Here is a 19319-nt window from a genome sequence, read left to right as displayed (position 1 = left end):
TTGTTACATAATCTAAAACTCTTACTCTGAATCCCTAAAATCATGAAACCTAAAAACATTTTATTAATCCTTTTAACATTACGGTATACCAGTCTTGCACTACTAAATGCACAGACTACTAATGAGATTTCAGTAGATAAAAAAGGAACCATTTTTACATTTAGCTTTAATTGTGAAGGAGGACCTTGCGAATATGGACAATTTGCTACTGGAGATTATTGGATCGCAACAAAAACACCTACAGGCACAGTTACCATTACAGGAATGACACCTGATGGAGAGATCAACGGAGCTATGTTAAACCCTGATTTACTTAGAGATAGTTCTGGAGAATTAATATCGTTTGAGAATCAAAAGCAAGGTATTCTAAATACATATCCTCAGCATTATGATGCAAATTTAAATGTAATGAATATCGTCCCTTTTACTACATATGGAGATGTGTCTATTATTAAAATAGAAGCAAGAACTTCAGATTGTGGAACTAAAGGAATTGCAGCAGGTTGTGTGAATACTTCAGCAATTTTAACCATTTTAAAAGAAGTACCAGAAAACAGAGGAACTACTTTGTTTAGACCACCTTTTCATGGAACATGGAAGCCCTTATTTTCCGTAGACAAAATAAAAATGAATAGACTACCTAAATTTCCTCAAGCTTCTGATGGAACTAATGGAGTTATTGGAGGTACTAAAGGTTTTGAAACTTGGTTAGAGCCACAAATAGAAATATATCATTCGAATAGAGGAGGAATGGGAGAATTTCATCGAGCTACAATTCCTCATGGGTATTTTCCTAAGTTTAATCGTTATGCATCGGCTCAAGCACGAATTTTCTTGGAGGATTTGACAAAAGTTTTTGGAAAAGAATCTGAAGAAGAGAAAAAAGCAGCAGTGTATTCTTTAGTGCAAAAAGGAATAGATATTTATGCTGTGTATAAAATGGGAATTCCTTTTCAATCTGGAGCTGGTCAACATTTAGGTAAAAAACCACCTCTAGTATTTTTTGCATCAATGTATGATGATGTTACTATTTTAGAAGATGTACGTAGTATAGCAAGTAATCAAGAGGCCATAGAAAAACGTTTTTTTCAAGAAGATGCACAAATCACCATGGGTAAATCTGGAATGCCAATTTGGGGAGATCATTTAGGTATTGATAATATTCACTTGTATTTCAATAGACTGTATCCAAAATTAGATGGTCAAGGTTCAGCAGCAGATCCATATGGTTATATAGATGGACCAGCAGGAGGTATATATCCAGATACCGATAACACAAATAGGGATAGGAATTATATAAATGTTGCAGGTGGCCCCATTATAGGATATGCGTTTTTACAGCATTTAATGCCATGGTTTAAATATGCAGCAGGAGATGATGAAGTCTTAATTTGGTCTGATCGTATTTACAAAGGATATGGCATTGATAATTTCGATGGAGGATTATGGACATTGCCAGATCCAGTAGCACCCCGTGACCCTAACGAATCTGCAGATTGTAGACCTGATAAACTATACTCCACTGGAATTACAAATTGTAAAAATTATATGAGTACTTGGGGACCTAAGGAAAATAATTTCAGAGAATTTATAGGTCATGGTAAAGATCCAAATACACATGGAAGAATGCCAGAGTTACATGGAAAGAAGATTGATTTTGTCAATCTAACTAGATTTACAAGTAGGAATTGGGATGAATTAAGACCATGTAGTGATCCTACAAATGCTAGTTATCCATGTGAAGGTTTGGGTGAATTACCTACAACTGTATTGAGTATAGATGAAGTATCAACTGGAGATGATCCTCTTTTGTCTATTGATTTTTCGAAAGACTTTTTTAAAGTCAATACAGTAAAAGAGTATAAAAAAATTACCATAGATCTTTTTTCAATTTTAGGAAAAGAATTGGCTGTTGGAAAAGGCTCGGGTAATACAATTACCTTAAAAATTTCAGATAAAGCCTTTAAGGATAATACACTGTACATCTATAGAGTTTCCCTAGATGGAGAAATTTATAGTGGAAAATTTTTAATTAAAGAATAATAGTTTGTTAGCTGCTTAAATATAAGTATCAAAATTTAAATTTAGGTTTTTTGATTACCATCTGATGTAGTATGTTTTTGTTAAAGTAAACATTAATTTTTCTACTCAGATGGTATTTTTATTTCTTCAATCAAAAAAGAGGTTAAAACTTAATAAAATGTAGTTTCTTCGTATCTTTTTCATAATAACTAAAAATTAAATCATCTTCTAATTCAAAAACGTATTCTAGTTTAATATCACTCTCTAAGTTTTCTTTAAAAGTATTTATTTTTTCAAAAACTGTTTTGGGAGTTTCTCCTTCAATAGGATCAAAGTTTTCATCTAAAATAGCAGTAAAATATGTAGATTTATTTTCTACAAAAGAATTTAAAATATCAGCATCACTATCCACAACACCACTTCGCCTAGAGTTAAAAATAGGGTAACTTCCAGAATTTAATATTGTTGGGGTTCCCATAATTGGGTCTTGAATTACAGCTTGCTTTTTTCCTCCTAGAGTGAGATGATAGCCTTGTTGATTTTTAGTGACAATGATACCAATATTACCATAAAATATTTTTTTAATAAAAACTTCACTGCTCTCAATCTCTCTATGCTCTTTATAAGCACCACCTTTTAAAATAATGGGTGAGTTCTTAAATGTAATCGGTTTACCAGAGGTAATGGTATACTCTTTTATGACTTTATTATCGGTTAAACTAAAAATTTGAAAAACTAACTTTTGTTTAGAGCATGTAGCCATAAATAAAAGATCATTGTATAAAAATGAATTTGATGTTTTTCGATGCTCAAAAACATCGTATAAAGGTTTTTTAATTTGTTTATAGCTGTAAGAATTGTCTTGTAAGTTCAAATCTAAAATTTGAGTATAGAATTTATTCTTATCTAAGGTAATTACCAATCGATCTTTAAAAGTATATAGCTTATTGAATTTAGAAGTAGTTTCAATAGTAATAGGTAATATTTTATTCCCTTTTTTAAAGTTCTCTTTGTAAAGAGTACTCTGATTAGAAAGACTTAGCATATTTGTTTCCGAAGCGTCATATTCAAAAGGATTTACTTTAGTCACGGCATAATCATTCATGACTAAATCATACAGTAACTTAGGTAAAGTGGTATTTCTATCTCTATTTCTAAGGTAATCTTCCTCTTTTACATTAAATGTTTTGGTAGTAATTTTTCCTTCAATAGTATAAGTTTTTACAAGTAACTCAGAAGTAGGTCTATACAGAAATAGAATATGAGTTTTATTTTCTTGGTTAATACTTTCTAAATAAATAATATCGTCATTAACTTGGTCTTCCGTAACAGTAACCTCATTAGTATCAAAATTAAAAGTAATAAAAGAGAAACTAGATAAATCTTTGGTTGTAGTTATTAAGGTGTATATATTACCCTTATACATTCTACCAACCAAACCATTATGCTTATCAATTTTCTTAGTGGTTACTAAGGATTTTTTTAAGTTGATGTTTTTATCTGTTAGATAGGCATATATTTTCTTTTTCTCTAAAACAAAGGAAGCAATATCTTGATTAGTAGTATTAACAATTGAAAAATAATCTTGAATATTTTTTCTTGATGTTTTTAAACTATTCGCAATTTCACCAATCTTTTCTTGAGGAAAAAGAGTAGTGACATATAGGAATAATGTAAGCGTAGCTATTTTTTTCAACATTTACCTTTTGGGGACTAATTTAAACAATCTTATGCAATGTAGTATAAGATCTGTTACAACCAAATCATATTTTATATATTTGAGCATGATGCCATATTCATTATTTGTTTTTCCTAACTTTAACCTTTACAGTACACCTTTATTAGTATTAGTATTACAAGGATTAATCTTAGGAGTAATGTTACTAGTGAGATTTATTCAAAAGAAAAATATAAATGATGTTTTATTAGCTTCCATAGTACTTATAACTTGTTATCATAGAACTACCTATACAATTGGTTTTATGGATTGGTATGATACCTTTAGAAATACCAAAATTAATTATTATCTAGTATCATTAGGTATGGTATTAGCACCATTAATTTATTTCTATGTAAAGTCAATTACAATAGCTGATTTTAAGTTTAAGAAAAAAGATTTCTGGCATTTAGTACCTTGGTTACTTTTCTTCATTATCAAATTAGGGGTATTACTTTACGATATAAATCAACCTAATTTTGATAACGTTCAAAACGGACCAGCGGTTGAAAATCTTTTATGGAAATATGTAGATCCTTTGGTAACTTTTTTCTCTACAGCGCAAATGTTATTGTACTTAGCATTTACTTTCCAACTTTTTTATAACTACAGAAAAAAAATTCAAGACTTCTTTTCGAATACTTATAAATTAGAATTAAACTGGATTCGTAATTTTCTATATGTTTATAGTTTTATCTTTATTTACGGTATTCTACAGATTTTTATTGATGAATTTATTATTGAATTAAGCTGGACACAAAAGTGGTGGCTTCAGTTTTGTTCTGCTCTAATTGTAATTTATGTAGGAGTAAAGGGCTATTTTACAGATTTAATTCCACTTACATCAATTAATTTTGATGTCAAATCGATAAAGAAATCACAAAAAAAGAAAAAAGAAAGTGAAGAGTTTAAAGATAAAAAACATATTGTTAATCAGTATTTTGAAGCTGAAAAACCATATCTAAATCCTGATTTAAATTTATCTGAGTTGGCCAATGAGTTACAAATGAATCGTGCTGAGTTATCTGAAGTGATTAATAGTGGATTTGGGCAAAATTTTAACGATTTTATTAATAGTTTTAGAGTTAATTTAGTAAAAGAGAAGCTAGCAGGAGGCGAGCATGCTAAAATCTCTTTACTTGGAATAGCACTTGATTCTGGTTTCAATAGTAAAGCAACTTTCAATAGAGTTTTCAAAAAACTTACCAATACTTCACCAACTGAATTTTTACAGCGTATGAATAATTAATTTTCATAATCTCATTTCTTAAATTCGGATGCAATCTTTGTAATACCGCACCTTATTATTTAGGAACAATGATTTTTCATTGATACTTGTTTATTGATCCTTAAAAACTGAAAATATAAGACGTCTCAAATCGTATATGAGCCCTGTTTATACGGTTTAAGTCGTCCATTCGTAAGTGAATGTAAATCTTTGTGTCATCAAAAACGAGATAAAAAATTTTACTTATGAGAGCAGTATTAAAATTATTAATCACACCAGTTTTACAAAAACATTGGGTATTAGATTTACACTTTGCTATTATCCGATTCATTTGCGGTATGTTATTAGCACTTGATTTTGGAGCAAGCAAATTTGGCATGCCTTGGACACCAGATGATCGAAATTTAAGTCTTTTTGAAGTATCAGCATGGTTTCCAGAAGATGTGGCTAATTATGGAGGGATTTTTGCTTTATTTCCAGTTTTCTTCGCTTGGATGGGAGCTTTTAGCGAAGCTGTAGGAGGATTGTTATTAGCCTTTGGATTAAAAACAAGAGTAGCTTCTTTTTTGGTTGTGTGTACCATGTTAGTGGCCATTTTTATGCAAAAATGGGGACAAGGAACTTGGGGGATGTTACCCGCTATGGGATTCTTATGGGTAGCTACTTATAACCTGTATTTAGGATCAGGAAGATTCGGACTAGACTATTTACTGTCAAAAAAAATATAACAATATAAAATTACTATATCATGAGAGTTTTAATTTTCTTACTGCTATTAACTGTAGGAACAGTTTTAGGGCAAATCAAAGGAAATGGAGTGTTAGAAACAAAAACATTTACTATTTCAACTTTAAAAAATATCAAAATAGATCTTAATGCTAAAGTAATCATTGATGCTTCAGCTGATGAAAAAATTATAATTACAGCCGAAAGTAATTTATTTGATTATATAGGCAAAAAACAAAAAGGAAATACTATTCATTTCGATCAAGTTAAATGGATTGAGCCTACAAAAGCAATTACTATAAAAATTGGAGCCCCATCATTAGCTTATGTAGAACAAGATACGCATAGCACCACTGAAATTATTAATATAAATAACGATAAACTGAAAGTATTTGCATCTGTTGGTAAAATAATACTTGAGGGAATCACAGATCAACTAAAAATTAAAGTTAGAAATGGAATGGTAGACGCCACAAAAATCAGCGCAGAAAATACGGATGTAGTTATCACGGGATATGGAAAAGCAAAAATAAAAACGGATGAGAATTTACATACAGTAATAGGAAAAGAGGGAGATTTACTTTTGTCTGGAAAGCCTAAAAAAATTACAGGGAATTATCAGGAATATCTGGCAAGACCTAAAGAAAATTTGGAAGATGTAGGAGAATGGATTGCTATAAAAATCAAAAATAATTCATGGAAACGCAATCACTTTGAAGTAGTTGGCCCGAAAAAAAGTGGAGGTAAATTTAGTTATGGATTTTCATTACTGCCAGAATTTACAAAAAAAGAAAGATGGACTACTGGAACCAAAGTATATAAGGTAAATAAGTTGGGGATGCGAAAACTATTAGTAACCATAACGGAAAACGATAAAAACAAAACAGTCAATCTATTTAAAAAATAAAAAGTCATGAGGTCAATATTTATATTATGTATAGCAATTATATTAGGAAGTTGTGTACAAAAACAACACTTAAAAACAGTAACATTAAAAGTTGATGTTAGAGGAATAGAAGATGTGCAAACAATTGGAGTAAAAGGAAATTTCACCAGCCCTTCTTGGAAAGTAGAAATGCCTTTGACAGATGAAGATGGAGATGGGATTTTTGAAGCTGAATTATCACAAGAAACAGCTGTACATGCAATAGAGTTCAAGTTTGTGAAAAATAACTCGATATATGAATTACAAGGGGAACCAAATCGAGTTTTGAAGTTTGAGTATGAACCAGAAACTATTTTCTATGTCACAAAATTTAATCAGAAAGAAAGTGAGATAAGTAAAAAATAAAAGCAGGCATTATGCCTGCTTTTGGTTATTTAATCATCAGTATATTTTTTAAACTTGTATTGTTTTGATTTGGTATGGTATTCTCCGTAAATAAAGTAATCTTTATATTTAAAGACTGTCTTAGATTTTTGTGCTATCCCAGCAATATTTAATGTAGGAATTTTATCAAATACATTTTCTTTTACATCTCCTTCGATATGATTGAATTCGTTATCAAATAAGGACTCAATTCTTGTAGACTTTGTATTTGTTGATGCATTATAAGCAAACATAGCAGGATTAAAATATACAGAAACATTACCGAAAGAAGCTACAGTTAGTCCACCAAAGCCTCCACCAAAGCCAGCCATCATCATTGCGCCTCCTTGTTGTTGTAGTTTATACCCTCCTAAAGTCATCTGATAACTATCATTATTTAACTTTCTAACAGCTACTCCTACTTTGCCACCATAAATTTTGCGTAAGAATTTTTTAGTTTTTTCTAATTCCCTGTAATTAGCATAGGCTCCTCCTTCTTGTATAATAGGTGTGTTTTTAAAGTTTATGGCTTCTTCTTTAGCTACTGAGTATGATTTTAAAACCTCACCAGTAGTATAATCAGCTATATTTAAAACTAAAACATCTTTTGTGTTTGAAACTAAAAAAATCTTATCTCCATTAATGAAAGAATTAGATTTTTTTCTGGTATTCTTAATTTGATCTAATGGTTTTTCAAATGTCTTTTTAGAAGCACTTAAATCATCTAGATTTATAGTTAAAATCTGAGTAATAGCATTATTCTGATCAAAAGTAAATACTATAGTGTTATCTCTAACATACATTTTAGTTCTATCTCCAACTAACTCTATGGTGTTAGGTAAATCAGTATCGATCTCTTTAACCTCTTCATCTTTATTTCTCAATAAGTTAGTGATTTTAGCGTCTTTATTAGAATTAGTGATAAACTTTGTTTGAGTAAGATTGATAGGAGTCCTTTCCATTTTACCATTTTCATCAAAAGTATACACATACATGATGTCCCACTCATATCTCCTTGTAATCAAATAAAACTTATTGTTAACAGAAACCGTTTGTACAAGTTTTTCATCAAAATCTTGTAGTTTATACTCTTTTGAAGTAGTGGTTTTATCTTTAAAAGAGAAATTGATAGATAAGAATTTACTTTTATTCTTATTAGCTAAAAAGATCCTGTAGTTAGTATCATCAACAATACTATTACCAAGTAAGATTTTATATTTTCTTCGTTTAGTTTCTGAAGCTAATTTATCAATTACTTTAAGGTCACTATTCAGCTTATATCCATATACATTTTTTGCATCTGCTATAAACATAGCGATGTTACCATTTTCACTATTTACTATAGGTATTACATCTTTTATATCTGTAGAATTGGTTTTTAAATCATTACTAAAAGAACCAATTTCTTCTTGTGAATAGAAAATTTGAGATGTAATGAACATCCATAGCAATAACACATTTTTCTTTTTTAACATATAATATATCTATTTTAAAATTAACAAACTTGTCCTCCGTTTTGCACCTTTTGCTGTGGTTCTACAAAAGCTAATGATCCATCAGTAGCATCAGTCATTAAAATCATTCCCTGACTTTCAATACCACGGATTTTTCTTGGTGCAAGGTTACATAATACGGTTACTTGTTGTCCGATAACATCTTCTGGTGAAAAGCTCTTAGCAATTCCAGATACTATTGTTCTAACATCAATACCAACATCAACCTTAAGTTTTAATAGTTTTTTTGTTTTAGCAACTTTTTCAGCTTCTAAGATAGTACCAATACGAATATCCATTTTGGTGAAATCATCAAATTCAATGGTGTCCTTTTGTGGTTCTACTTCTTTATTAGCAGCTTCATTCGCCTTTTTTGTGTCTTCTAATTTTTGTATTTGAGCTTCAATAGTTTTGTCTTCAACCTTAGTGAATAATAATTCTGGTTTTCCTTCCTGAATTTTATGCCCTTCAGCTAATAATACTTCTTTTTCAGCAACATCATTCCATCCTAAGTTTTCATCCGTTTTTAAAATTCCTTTTAGTTTATTTGAAGTAAAAGGTAAAAATGGTTCAGCTAAAATAGCCAAAGCACTTGAGATTTGTAATGCTACATACATGATTGTTTTTACACGCTCTTCATCAGTTTTTATAAGCTTCCAAGGTTCTTCATCTGCTAAATACTTATTACCTAAGCGAGCTACATTCATAAACTCTTGAGATGCTTCTCTAAAGCGGTAACGTTGGATAGATTTCTCTATAATATCAGGAAACTGTCGTAACTGTTCTAAAATATCCTCATCTAGCTCAGTAAACTCTACAGGAGTAGGTACAACCCCATCGTAATATTTGTTAGTTAGTACAGCTACACGGTTGATAAAGTTTCCGAAAATAGCTACTAACTCATTATTGTTTTTTGCTTGGAAGTCCTTCCAAGTAAAATCATTGTCTTTATTCTCAGGAGCATTAGCTGTTAACGTATAACGTAATACATCTTGCTGTCCAGGAAATTCTTCTAAATATTCATGTAACCAAACAGCCCAGTTTTTAGAAGTAGATAGTTTATTCCCCTCTAAATTTAAAAATTCATTAGCAGGTACGTTTTCAGGTAAAATATAATCTCCGTGAGCTTTTAACATTGATGGAAAAATGATACAATGAAATACAATATTATCTTTTCCGATAAAGTGTACCAGTTTAGTATCTTCTTTTTTCCAATAATCTTCCCAATTTTTCCCTTCACGAGCGGCCCACTCTTTAGTTGAAGAAATATAACCGATTGGAGCATCAAACCAAACGTATAAAACTTTTCCATCTGCTCCTTCTACGGGAACAGGAATTCCCCAGTCTAAATCACGAGTTACAGCACGTGGACGTAAACCATCATCTATCCAAGATTTAACTTGTCCTAATACATTTGCTTTCCAGTCATTTTTATGACCTTCTAAAATCCATTCACGTAAAAAAGTTTCATGTTTATCTAAAGGCAAAAACCAGTGTTTAGTTTGCTTTAAAACTGGTACATTTCCTGTAATAGCAGACTTTGGATTGATTAAATCAGTAGCATTATGACTTGTACCACAGTTCTCACATTGATCTCCATAACTTTCTTCGAATCCACATTTCGGACACGTACCAATCACAAATCGATCTGCTAAAAATTGATCTGCTTCAGTATCATATAATTGCTCAGAAACTTCTTCTATAAACTCACCATCAGCATACATTTTTTTAAAGAATTCTGACGCAGTTTCATGATGAATAGTATTTGAAGTTCTAGAGTAGTTGTCAAAAGAAATTCCAAAATCTTCAAAAGATGTTTTAATTATTGTATGATATTTATCAATAATTTCCTGTGGAGAAACACCTTCTTTTTTAGCACGCATAGGTATAGCAACACCGTGTTCATCTGAACCACAGATGTAAGCAACATCATTACCTTTTAGCCGTAAAAAACGGGCATAAATATCAGCAGGTACATACACTCCAGCTAAGTGACCAATGTGAATTGGGCCATTAGTATAAGGTAGTGCAGCAGTAATTGTATATCTTTTTGAAGAACTCATTTTCTGGATTTTTGAAGTCACAAAAGTACAAAACCCACGTATATTTTTTAGTATAGAGTTGTTTTTTTGAATGTATTATCTTCAGGCTATAAATCAGATGATTAAAGTTTTATTTTTTTACTTTTACGAATCCATAACAATTCTAAAATTGATTACACCACCATATTTAACAAAAGGAGATAAAGTTGCTATAGTAGCTCCTGCAGGTATTTTAAAAAATAGAGAAGAGGTTGTACAATCCGCAATAGACTTACTTGAAAACTGGGGATTAACAATTGTTCTAGGAGAAGCAGTTTTCAATCAAGGAAATCATTTTGCAGGTACGGATGAGGAACGAATGGTAGATTTTCAAAAAGCATTAGATGATCCTAGCATTAAAATGATCTGGTGTGCAAGAGGAGGGTATGGATCAGTTCGTATTATAGATCGATTGGATTTTACCATTTTCAAACAACATCCAAAATGGATTGTAGGATATTCTGATATTACGGTATTTCATAATCATGTTCACAATTTAGGAGTAGAAACACTTCATGGAATCATGTGTACAAGTATGCAAGATGCTTATACTGTGATCGAGGAGAGTATTATATCTTTTAAAAAAGCAATTTTTGGGGAGCGACTTGAGTATACTGTAAAACCTTCATTGTATAATAGAGAAGGAAAAGTTAGTGGTCAGTTAGTAGGAGGGAATTTAGCAATATTAACTTCTGTATTAGGTTCTAAAAGTCAGCTTAATACCAATGGAAAGATTTTGTTTATAGAAGAAATAGGAGAATACGAGTATGCAATAGATCGAATGTTGTATAGTTTACAGCGAGCAGGTTATTTTGATCAATTAAAAGGGATAATTGTTGGAGATATCTCTAAAGTGAAAGAAAATTCTACTACTTGGGGACAAACTATCGAAGAGTTGTTTTTGAATATTTTACCAAAACATATTCCTATTGTATTTAATTTTCCTGCTGGGCATGAACCTGATAATCGAGCGTTACTTATGGGGAGAGAAGTTGGATTATTAGTGGAAAGAGGACAAGCTTTTATTAAGTTTACCTGAGTTTTGAATAAAAAAATCTTGTCAGTTCGAGACCCTCGACAAAAAATTTATGAAACGTCTGTAATGATATTTAAGTAAGTGAAATTTGATCTGTTGATAAGAATTACTAAAAATCAAGGTAGCAGGGTTGGGATTAAGATGAAAAGTTGTTTGAGCGATAGTGAGTTCTTTTCATCTGTAGCTGGTGATATCGTAGTATTTTTTTAAATCTTGATTTTTGTGAATCCTGTCTTGAGCGCAGTCGAAAGATTGTATCAAGACAAAGGAAGAGGGAAATTATTAATTTATAGATTGTTATAAATGGTTTGTTTTCAGTGAATAAAAAAAGGTATAAATGATAGTGATTTTTTTGGTGATTGAGATTAGTCAAAATTGCTAGTAAAATCGTACTAAATCAAGTTCAGTAGATCTATCGAGGACACAGTTATTACTTATTGATAGCTCTATTGAGCGATAATCGGAAAAATAAAATTATGGCAGAGCATAATGAATTAGGAAAAGAAGGTGAAAAAGAAGCTATAGCATATTTAAAAAAGAATGGCTACGAAATTCTTGAAAATAACTATCGATTTAAAAAAGCTGAGATAGATATTATTGCTTTAAAAGAAGAATTAGTAGTAGTTGAGGTAAAAACTAGATCTACTGATTATTTTGGAAATCCTGAAGAGTTTGTAACTTCTAAAAAAAAGAAATTGTTAGTAAAAGCTATAGATAATTACATAATAGAAAAAGATTTAGATGTAGAAGTCCGTTTTGATATTATTGCAATAATAAAAAGAGGATATCTATTTGAAGTTGATCATATTGAGGATGCTTTCCTTTTCTTTTAAAGCTTTTTAAAAAACACATAAAAAGAAGTAGCGATAAATAGGCTTTTTTAAAGATCAAGTTTTATATATTTAACTCACTATATGTAAATAATGAAAAAAAACATCTTCATTTATCTCCTTTTAATTGGCTTAATTTCTTGTAAAAAAAAGCCAGTTAATTCGATGAGTTCACATACAATTAAACGGGAAATAGATTTCAATTTTAACTGGAAATTTTCCGAAGTAAAAGATACTTTAAAACCCAAAGTAGTTCCTGTAAATGATTCCAATTGGCGTGATATTCGTTTACCTCATGATTGGAGTGTTGAGCATTCTTTTGATAAAAAGTGGGATGGTGCAACTGGATACCTGCCTGGTGGAGTTGGAATGTATCAAAAACACTTTGTTACAGAACACGACTCTTCAGAAAAAAGTACGTACATACTATTTGATGGCGTTTACAATAATGCTACATTTTGGTTAAATGGAAAGCAAATTGGAGAGAATCCGTATGGATATTCCCCTATATTCTTTGATATAACAGAGTTGCTCAATCCTAAAGGTGAAGAAAATATTTTAACAGTGCATGTTGATCGTACCCGTTATGTAGATGCTCGTTGGTATCCAGGTAGTGGAATTTATAGAAATGTTAAACTAATTAAGCTTAATAAATTGCATATTCCAATTTGGGGGACTTTTATTAAAACTCCCGAAGTTACTAAAGAAAGAGCTACAATAGATTTAGATATTAAGATTGAAAATCAATTAGATGATACTAAAGTTTTTGTGTTAACTACTAAAATCATTGATTCAAATGGTACAGAAGTAGCGTCAGTTGCTAATGATTTAAGCATAGAGCCACAAAAAACTCAAGAGTTCAATCAAAATTTTACTGTAGATAATCCGAAACTTTGGCATTATAATACGCCTAACATGTATAAAGCGATTACCATTATAACTTCCGCGGGAACTGAAGTGGATAGATATGAAACCCCTTTTGGTATCCGTAAACTTGAATTTAAAGCAGGAGAAGGTTTCTTTTTAAATGGGGAGAATACATTGATTAAGGGAGTATGTTTACACCATGATGGCGGTTTAGTTGGTGCAGCTGTACCGAAGGGAGTATGGAGAAGAAGATTACAATTGTTAAAAGAAGCAGGTGTTAATGGTATTAGACCTTCACATAATCCATTTTCTGAAGAGTTCTTAGACCTTTGTGATGAAATGGGTTTTTTAGTGCAAGATGAAATATTTGACGAATGGGATTATGCAAAAGATAAGCGCTTGAATTATCATGATAGACACAATGATTATATTTCAAGAGGTTATGTAGAGCATTTCCAAAAATGGTGGGAGAGTGATCTTACAAGATCAGTATTAAGAGATCGAAACCACCCAAGTGTAATGCAGTGGAGTATTGGTAACGAAATTGAATGGACCTATCTACATTACCGTTATATTACTGGGTTTTGGAATAATCCAGAAGATCCACAAGAGCATACTGGATATTGGGGAGGAAAACCAAAATTCTCTCCTAAAGAAATGAAAGCTCGATACGATGCTTCTAAAAAAGGAAAATATATTTTAGTTGAAACGGCTAAAAAAATAAACGATAAAGTAAAATTGCTAGATCCTACACGTACAACTTCTGCAAATTTTATTATTCCACAAGTGAGTATGGTTAGTGGTTTTGCAGATATTGTAGATATTTCAGGATTTAGTTATAGAAATCCAGATATTTCTTGGTCACAAGAGCATTTTCCTAGCAAGCAAGTAACTATTACCGAATGTCCTGGGAATTATAGTGATTGGAAAACTGTGATTGAAAATCCTGGAGTGTACAGTATGTATATGTGGACAGGTATTGGGTATTTAGGAGAAAAGCATGGCGATTGGCCAGTAAAAGGAGGATGGTCTGATATGTTGAATTTAGCTGGATTTAAGGTGCAAGGATGGAATTATTTTAAAAGTATTTGGGTAGATGAACCGCACATGTCTTTTGGTACAATTCCTTTAGAAGATTCTGGATTTAAAAAAATAGGACCATCAGCTCAAGAGTTACCAGAAAATGCTAATGCTTACAATTGGAGAAATACAAATATGCATTGGAATTATGAAAACGGAAAAGATATTGTAGTAGAAGTATCCACCAATGCTCCTGAAGTAGAATTATTTTTAAACGGAACATCTTTAGGGATTAGAGAAATTGATAAAGCTCCAGACCGTATTCTTCGTTGGACAGTGCCTTTTAAAGCTGGGAAATTGGTTGCAAAAGGTGTTTATAAAGGGAGCCCAATTGAAACTGCATTAGAAACTACAACTAAGGCAACAGGATTTACTTTGAAAACAGATAAAAAGGCGTTAGAAGCAGACGCCTATGATGTAGCTCATTTGGTTGTTCAATTAATTGATGAAGAAGGTCGTGCGGTTAAAACAGAGAATAAAAAAGTGTCTTTTGAAATTTTAGGCGATGCTAAATTATTAGGGGTTGATAATGGAGAGGACGATAATATTCAAGATTTTCAAGCGAATAGCTTGCAAACAGCCAAAGGTCGTGCTTTAGCAATTATACAATCAAAAAAAGTAAGTAATCAGATAACCATAAGAGCTAAAATAGAAGGATTAAAAGACCAATCGGTAACTATAGATATTAGATAAATTATTCTTTCAAAATTTTCTCTAAAGCATTTTTTAAATTTAAGAATTCCGTTTTTTTAGTCCCACTATCGATGTAACTAAATTTTCCGTTTTTATCAACAATAAAATAAGAAGGATATACTTGAATAGGATTAAAAACTTGACTTACATCCATTGCAGAATACGCAGTTTTAAACTTAAAAAGAGATTTGTTATGAAACTCTTTTATAATTTCTTTTCTATCCAAAGCGGGAGCTACAAAAAGAATGTCATTTCTATTGTGGTATTGATCAACTAAACCATTAAGTTCATCTAGATCTAATAAACAAGGTAGGCAAGAAGTAAACCAAAACTTAAAAACGACAACCTTATTCAGGATGTCGTTTTTAGTAAGCTTACTTCCATCAGTAAGCCATAATTTGAATTCTGGTACTTCATCTCCAATAGTAAAATTTTCTTGAGAAAATGTTAGTGTTGAAGTTAATATTGTGAACCAGAATACTACATGTTTCATATATTATTTCTCAGCTTCATTCCCTTTATCGAAGTATTCTTTTACGTCTTCAATAGTATTTGGTACAGCAAGAATTTTTTTGTCTTTATCAAGGATAAAATAGGTTGGAGTAGCGTCTATTCTATATTTTTTTACTACTTCGTTATCAAACTTATATGTAGGATGTGTTCCTAAAACATTATGCCAATTATATAATTTATTTTTAGCCCATGAGTTAAAATCAAGATCATTTTCTTCAATAGCAAATGCAATTACTGAAGTACTTTCGTGATCTTTCATAAACTCATATACAGAAGGAATTTCCTTAACACAGTGACTACATTGTGTACTCCAGAAAATCATCAAGTAATTTTCTCCATCATTTAAAGTTGATAAAGTAAATTCTTTACCATCTACTTCTTTCCAAGAAAAATCAGGTGCAATTCTTCCTACAGAAACGCTTAATTCTCCTAATTTCTTGGTCTTAAATTCAGCATCTTGAAGATCAGAAGGTAGTTTGTCGTAGTATTCAGCAAATACACCGTCTACAATTTCTGAGTTTCTTTGATTGGTGAAACGTGTAATTAAATATTCTAAGATTTCCTTTTTAACCTTATTATCTTTAATAGTCTTCATGATTTTAGCAATCGACTCTTTGTATAACTTTTGTTGTAAAGTTTGACTTTCTGCTATGTTTAAGTAAAATACATAGTTAGTAACCTTGTCTACAATAAAAGGAGAGTTGTATAATGTTTGATTAGAAAAATCTACATTTTCAAAAAAACTATTAACTACATGATTTAAATATTCTTGTGTATCATCAAAAACCGAGTCAGAGTTGGTAGCCTCAGAAGCTTTAATGAAGGTGTTAACTAACATTCCTTCAGATTTACCTTCGTAGATTTCTTGTACTTCTTCTTGAGCTTTAAAAGCTTTCTTATATGCTTTTTTAGTGCTTTTAGCATCGTCCTTTAAATAGGCTACTTGTAAAGAGTCAATAGAACGTTGTGTTAAAGCTAAAGCATCTAAATATTCTCTATATACTTTATTTTCTCTAGATCTTGTGAAAACAATAGATTCTTCAGGAAATTGAGGGTTAAATACAAACTCAATATTTTCATTATTAAAGAAAAAGTCTATAAAACCAGCACCAGTGTTTCTATATGTTACACGGTATACACCTTTCTTAGCATCATTTGGTAATTTCAATTCGAAGCGACCTACTTTTTGTGTATTACCACCTAAATCAACATCCTCAAATTTTATAGTTGAATTACCTATAAATTTCTGTTTTGCACCTTCAATTTTATATAATACTACCCAGTCACTCTTTTCAGGTGGAGTCATAGTCCCCTTTACTGAAAACTGAGCATTTGCAATCGAAGCGACAAATGTTAATAGAATAAAGAAATTTTTCATCATTAATAAGGGAATTTTAATTTTATGTTATATTTAATTTTCTGCTTCTAGTATTTCAATAAACGTACCAAAATTAATATTTCTTATTTAATTTGAGTACTTTACACCAAAATTTATTATAAATAATGATTTTAAAAACTAAAATAGTTTGGATTACTGGAGCCTCTTCAGGGATCGGAAAATCTCTAGCTTTACTACTTTCGAGCCAAAATACAAAATTAATCTTATCTTCAAGAAATGAATCTGCTTTAAATGAAGTTAGAGAATTATGTTTACATAAAGAAAATGTGAAAATTTTACCTTTAGATTTAGAAAAATATGAAGGTTTTTCTGAAAAAGTTGAAGAAGCAATCGCGCTTTTTGGAGATATAGATGTACTGGTAAATAATGGTGGAATAAGCCAAAGATCATTAGCAAAAGATACTGCAATAGCTGTTGATAAACGATTAATGGATATCAATTATTTAGGTACTGTAGCATTAACTAAAGCATTATTGCCTCATTTTATACATAAAAATTCTGGACATTTTGTAGTTACCACAAGTATAGTGGGTAAGATAGGAACACCATTACGATCTACTTATGCAGCAACTAAGCACGCTTTGCATGGTTTTTTTGATAGTTTGCGAGCAGAAGTATTTAATGATAATGTAAAAGTTACTTTAGTTTGTCCTGGGTTTGTAACTACAAATGTGTCTAAAAACGCATTAACAGGTGATGGAAGCCCACAAAATAAAATGGATAATGCTACGGCAAAAGGAATACATCCAGATAGATTTGCAAAGTTGATGGCAAATGCAATTGAAAAAGAAAAGGAAGAGGTATATATAGCAGGAGCCAAAGAGAAATTAGGAGTATATGCCAAAAGATTTTACCCTAAGTTACTATCTAAAATGATACGAAAATTAAGTGTTACTTAAAAAAGTCGATGTTTTCAAAATAATTAATAATAGCTTCTTTCATTAAAACAGTTTGTTCTCCAGGTTTTAAGCTAGGTAATTCTGTAAGTGTTTTATAATGAGGCCATCCATCGTTATCAAAAAAATCAAATTCGTAATAGCCATAAGGCTCTAATAATTTACATATTGCAATATGCATTAAATTGATTTTTTCGTCTTTTTTAAACTTGCGTTGTCCTTGACCTAATTCTTGTACTCCGATCAAATAGATAATACTATCAATAGTTAGTTCGTCACCTTCAGCAAATTGTTTAGACAGTGTTGCGATTATAAAATCCCATTTTTCCTTAAGATCATTTACTTTATTCATAGATTGTAAATTGATGGACAAAGATACGAACGAGATACTTATATTTGTTAAAATTCTTAAACTATGAATACGTTAGATATTATTATTGCAGCACTACTTCTTTTTGGTTTTGTTCGTGGTTTGATGAAAGGACTTTTTGTAGAAGTCGCTTCACTTGTTGCTTTAGTAGCTGGGGTATATGGAGCAATCCATTTTTCTTATTTTTTAGGAGATTGGTTAAAGAATAGTTTAGATTGGGATGAAAAGTATATAACGCTTGTAGCTTTCGCAGGAACTTTTGTCGCTATTATATTGGTTATTGCTTTAATGGGGAAAATTTTGACTAAGATTGCTGATTTTGCTTCTTTAGGTATTTTAAATAAAATTTTAGGAGGTGTTTTTGGAGTGTTAAAAATTGGATTAATTTTAAGTGTAATATTTATCTTTTTTGGAAAGATGAATGATACTATTCCCTTTGTGAAAAAGGAGAGTTTAAATGAATCTATTTTATTTCACCCTGTAAAGAAAATTGCCCCTATGATTTTTCCTTCTATCATAAAAGGAGGCGAAGATACTGATGAAAATGAACAACACGATAATGAGTCGATTTAATTGTTTTATTTAAAACTAACTATTTTATAATAGGTTTTACCTAATTCTTTACATAAACCTTCTTCGGCTAACACAGAAATCTTCATATCAGAGGAGAAATTGATTTTTCTTTTTTTGAGGTCTTCCTGGAATGTTTTAGATAAAGCAATACAAACTTTTGTTTTTGAATTTATAGTAGTCGTTATTCCTCTACCTTTTTGAATTATTTTTTCAATTTTAATTTCGATGCTATTACTTTCATCTGTACACTTTGTTGTAGAACATGAATTAGACATTACAGTGCCACGAAACCAGATAGTATTAGGGTTTATAGATTCTCGATAATCTTGTGTGGAGAATTTAGGTTTTTTTACTTGTGCTGTAAGCGTGGTATTGTATCCGATAAAGATAAATCCAATTAAGATAAGATATAAGAAGTGGTGTTTTGTTTTCATCTATATAAATATATGCATAAAAAAAGAGGCTATAAAATATAGCCCCTTATCG

At 30.8% G+C, this 19319-nt stretch carries 17 protein-coding genes; 10 read left to right on the top strand and 7 right to left on the bottom strand.

Translation table 11 applies throughout. From position 1 onward, the window contains the following. The first annotated feature begins 42 nt into the window (after positions 1 to 42). A complete protein-coding gene (locus tag BVC87_RS16725; protein WP_075343550.1) occupies positions 43 to 2043 on the top strand; it encodes a T9SS type A sorting domain-containing protein in 2001 nt (666 codons plus the stop codon). A 142-nt stretch (positions 2044 to 2185) separates the two neighbouring features. On the opposite strand, the gene BVC87_RS16720 is transcribed toward BVC87_RS16725, so the two are convergent. Next, positions 2186 to 3721, bottom strand: coding sequence for a hypothetical protein (locus BVC87_RS16720; protein ID WP_075343549.1), 1536 nt, complete (start codon positions 3719 to 3721; stop codon positions 2186 to 2188). 85 nt (positions 3722 to 3806) lie between these two features. Here BVC87_RS16720 and BVC87_RS16715 point away from each other — a divergent pair, with 85 nt between their 5' ends. From BVC87_RS16715 to BVC87_RS16700, 4 genes are all read left to right on the top strand, one after another. After that, on the top strand, positions 3807 to 4988 hold the full coding sequence (locus tag BVC87_RS16715; protein ID WP_234974692.1) for a helix-turn-helix domain-containing protein: 1182 nt from the start codon (positions 3807 to 3809) through the stop codon (positions 4986 to 4988). Between the two features lie 224 nt (positions 4989 to 5212). Continuing rightward, on the top strand, positions 5213 to 5695 hold the full coding sequence (locus BVC87_RS16710; RefSeq protein WP_075343547.1) for a DoxX family protein: 483 nt from the start codon (positions 5213 to 5215) through the stop codon (positions 5693 to 5695). Between the two features lie 20 nt (positions 5696 to 5715). Then, positions 5716 to 6600 (top strand): GIN domain-containing protein, encoded by an 885-nt coding sequence (locus BVC87_RS16705; RefSeq protein ID WP_075343546.1) that lies wholly within the window; start codon positions 5716 to 5718, stop codon positions 6598 to 6600. A gap of 6 nt (positions 6601 to 6606) precedes the next feature. Beyond that, on the top strand, positions 6607 to 6984 hold the full coding sequence (locus BVC87_RS16700; RefSeq protein WP_075343545.1) for a CBM20 domain-containing protein: 378 nt from the start codon (positions 6607 to 6609) through the stop codon (positions 6982 to 6984). 29 nt (positions 6985 to 7013) lie between these two features. Here BVC87_RS16700 and BVC87_RS16695 read toward each other — a convergent pair whose 3' ends face one another. Together BVC87_RS16695 and metG are read right to left on the bottom strand one after the other, a co-directional pair. After that, positions 7014 to 8477, bottom strand: coding sequence for a hypothetical protein (locus BVC87_RS16695; protein ID WP_075343544.1), 1464 nt, complete (start codon positions 8475 to 8477; stop codon positions 7014 to 7016). Positions 8478 to 8497: 20 nt separating this feature from the next. Continuing rightward, the gene (gene metG, locus BVC87_RS16690; protein ID WP_075343543.1) at positions 8498 to 10558 is read right to left on the bottom strand and encodes a methionine--tRNA ligase; all 2061 of its coding nucleotides are present in this window, start codon (positions 10556 to 10558) and stop codon (positions 8498 to 8500) included. Positions 10559 to 10655: 97 nt separating this feature from the next. Between metG and BVC87_RS16685 the strand changes: the two genes are divergently transcribed. From BVC87_RS16685 to BVC87_RS16675, 3 genes are all read left to right on the top strand, one after another. Continuing rightward, a complete protein-coding gene (locus BVC87_RS16685; RefSeq protein ID WP_075343542.1) occupies positions 10656 to 11615 on the top strand; it encodes a S66 peptidase family protein in 960 nt (319 codons plus the stop codon). A 473-nt stretch (positions 11616 to 12088) separates the two neighbouring features. Then, positions 12089 to 12445, top strand: coding sequence for a YraN family protein (locus BVC87_RS16680; RefSeq protein WP_075343541.1), 357 nt, complete (start codon positions 12089 to 12091; stop codon positions 12443 to 12445). Positions 12446 to 12607: 162 nt separating this feature from the next. Continuing rightward, positions 12608 to 15082 carry a glycoside hydrolase family 2 TIM barrel-domain containing protein gene (locus tag BVC87_RS16675; protein WP_200799207.1) on the top strand — a complete coding sequence of 825 codons (2475 nt, stop codon included), beginning with the start codon at positions 12608 to 12610 and terminating at the stop codon, positions 15080 to 15082. A gap of 1 nt (position 15083) precedes the next feature. On the opposite strand, the gene BVC87_RS16670 is transcribed toward BVC87_RS16675, so the two are convergent. Together BVC87_RS16670 and BVC87_RS16665 are read right to left on the bottom strand one after the other, a co-directional pair. Beyond that, positions 15084 to 15575, bottom strand: coding sequence for a TlpA family protein disulfide reductase (locus BVC87_RS16670; protein ID WP_075343539.1), 492 nt, complete (start codon positions 15573 to 15575; stop codon positions 15084 to 15086). A gap of 3 nt (positions 15576 to 15578) precedes the next feature. Then, positions 15579 to 16976 carry a TlpA family protein disulfide reductase gene (locus BVC87_RS16665; RefSeq protein WP_083629555.1) on the bottom strand — a complete coding sequence of 466 codons (1398 nt, stop codon included), beginning with the start codon at positions 16974 to 16976 and terminating at the stop codon, positions 15579 to 15581. A 122-nt stretch (positions 16977 to 17098) separates the two neighbouring features. Between BVC87_RS16665 and BVC87_RS16660 the strand changes: the two genes are divergently transcribed. Then, on the top strand, positions 17099 to 17893 hold the full coding sequence (locus tag BVC87_RS16660) for an SDR family oxidoreductase (RefSeq protein ID WP_075343537.1): 795 nt from the start codon (positions 17099 to 17101) through the stop codon (positions 17891 to 17893). Here the strand turns inward: BVC87_RS16660 and BVC87_RS16655 are convergent. Further along, positions 17886 to 18242, bottom strand: coding sequence for a hypothetical protein (locus BVC87_RS16655; protein WP_075343536.1), 357 nt, complete (start codon positions 18240 to 18242; stop codon positions 17886 to 17888). The two genes, BVC87_RS16660 and BVC87_RS16655, sit on opposite strands and share 8 nt — an antisense overlap. 63 nt (positions 18243 to 18305) lie before the next feature. Here BVC87_RS16655 and BVC87_RS16650 point away from each other — a divergent pair, with 63 nt between their 5' ends. Then, on the top strand, positions 18306 to 18833 hold the full coding sequence (locus BVC87_RS16650) for a CvpA family protein (RefSeq protein WP_075343535.1): 528 nt from the start codon (positions 18306 to 18308) through the stop codon (positions 18831 to 18833). Between the two features lie 5 nt (positions 18834 to 18838). Here BVC87_RS16650 and BVC87_RS16645 read toward each other — a convergent pair whose 3' ends face one another. Next, positions 18839 to 19267 (bottom strand): hypothetical protein, encoded by a 429-nt coding sequence (locus BVC87_RS16645; RefSeq protein WP_075343534.1) that lies wholly within the window; start codon positions 19265 to 19267, stop codon positions 18839 to 18841. Between the last annotated feature and the right edge of the window lie 52 nt (positions 19268 to 19319).

Origin of the sequence: Tenacibaculum agarivorans (genome assembly GCF_001936575.1) — a bacterium.
In the GTDB taxonomy this organism is placed as follows: domain Bacteria; phylum Bacteroidota; class Bacteroidia; order Flavobacteriales; family Flavobacteriaceae; genus Polaribacter; species Polaribacter agarivorans.
Note: the sequence above shows the minus strand (reverse complement) of the source record. Positions and strands in the feature narration are given on the sequence as shown.

Bases quoted from the DNA above. Each gene is read 5' to 3' on its own strand.
- BVC87_RS16655 (WP_075343536.1), bottom strand. From the start codon at position 18,242: ATGAATAAAGTAAATGATCTTAAGGAAAAATGGGATTTTATAATCGCA.
- BVC87_RS16680 (WP_075343541.1), top strand. From the start codon at position 12,089: ATGGCAGAGCATAATGAATTAGGAAAAGAAGGTGAAAAAGAAGCTATA.
- BVC87_RS16660 (WP_075343537.1), top strand. From the start codon at position 17,099: ATGATTTTAAAAACTAAAATAGTTTGGATTACTGGAGCCTCTTCAGGG.
- BVC87_RS16715 (WP_234974692.1), top strand. From the start codon at position 3,807: ATGATGCCATATTCATTATTTGTTTTTCCTAACTTTAACCTTTACAGT.
- BVC87_RS16670 (WP_075343539.1), bottom strand. From the start codon at position 15,575: ATGAAACATGTAGTATTCTGGTTCACAATATTAACTTCAACACTAACA.
- BVC87_RS16675 (WP_200799207.1), top strand. From the start codon at position 12,608: ATGAGTTCACATACAATTAAACGGGAAATAGATTTCAATTTTAACTGG.
- metG (WP_075343543.1), bottom strand. From the start codon at position 10,558: ATGAGTTCTTCAAAAAGATATACAATTACTGCTGCACTACCTTATACT.
- BVC87_RS16710 (WP_075343547.1), top strand. From the start codon at position 5,213: ATGAGAGCAGTATTAAAATTATTAATCACACCAGTTTTACAAAAACAT.
- BVC87_RS16650 (WP_075343535.1), top strand. From the start codon at position 18,306: ATGAATACGTTAGATATTATTATTGCAGCACTACTTCTTTTTGGTTTT.
- BVC87_RS16665 (WP_083629555.1), bottom strand. From the start codon at position 16,976: ATGATGAAAAATTTCTTTATTCTATTAACATTTGTCGCTTCGATTGCA.
- BVC87_RS16725 (WP_075343550.1), top strand. From the start codon at position 43: ATGAAACCTAAAAACATTTTATTAATCCTTTTAACATTACGGTATACC.
- BVC87_RS16705 (WP_075343546.1), top strand. From the start codon at position 5,716: ATGAGAGTTTTAATTTTCTTACTGCTATTAACTGTAGGAACAGTTTTA.
- BVC87_RS16700 (WP_075343545.1), top strand. From the start codon at position 6,607: ATGAGGTCAATATTTATATTATGTATAGCAATTATATTAGGAAGTTGT.
- BVC87_RS16720 (WP_075343549.1), bottom strand. From the start codon at position 3,721: ATGTTGAAAAAAATAGCTACGCTTACATTATTCCTATATGTCACTACT.
- BVC87_RS16645 (WP_075343534.1), bottom strand. From the start codon at position 19,267: ATGAAAACAAAACACCACTTCTTATATCTTATCTTAATTGGATTTATC.
- BVC87_RS16695 (WP_075343544.1), bottom strand. From the start codon at position 8,477: ATGTTAAAAAAGAAAAATGTGTTATTGCTATGGATGTTCATTACATCT.
- BVC87_RS16685 (WP_075343542.1), top strand. From the start codon at position 10,656: ATGATTAAAGTTTTATTTTTTTACTTTTACGAATCCATAACAATTCTA.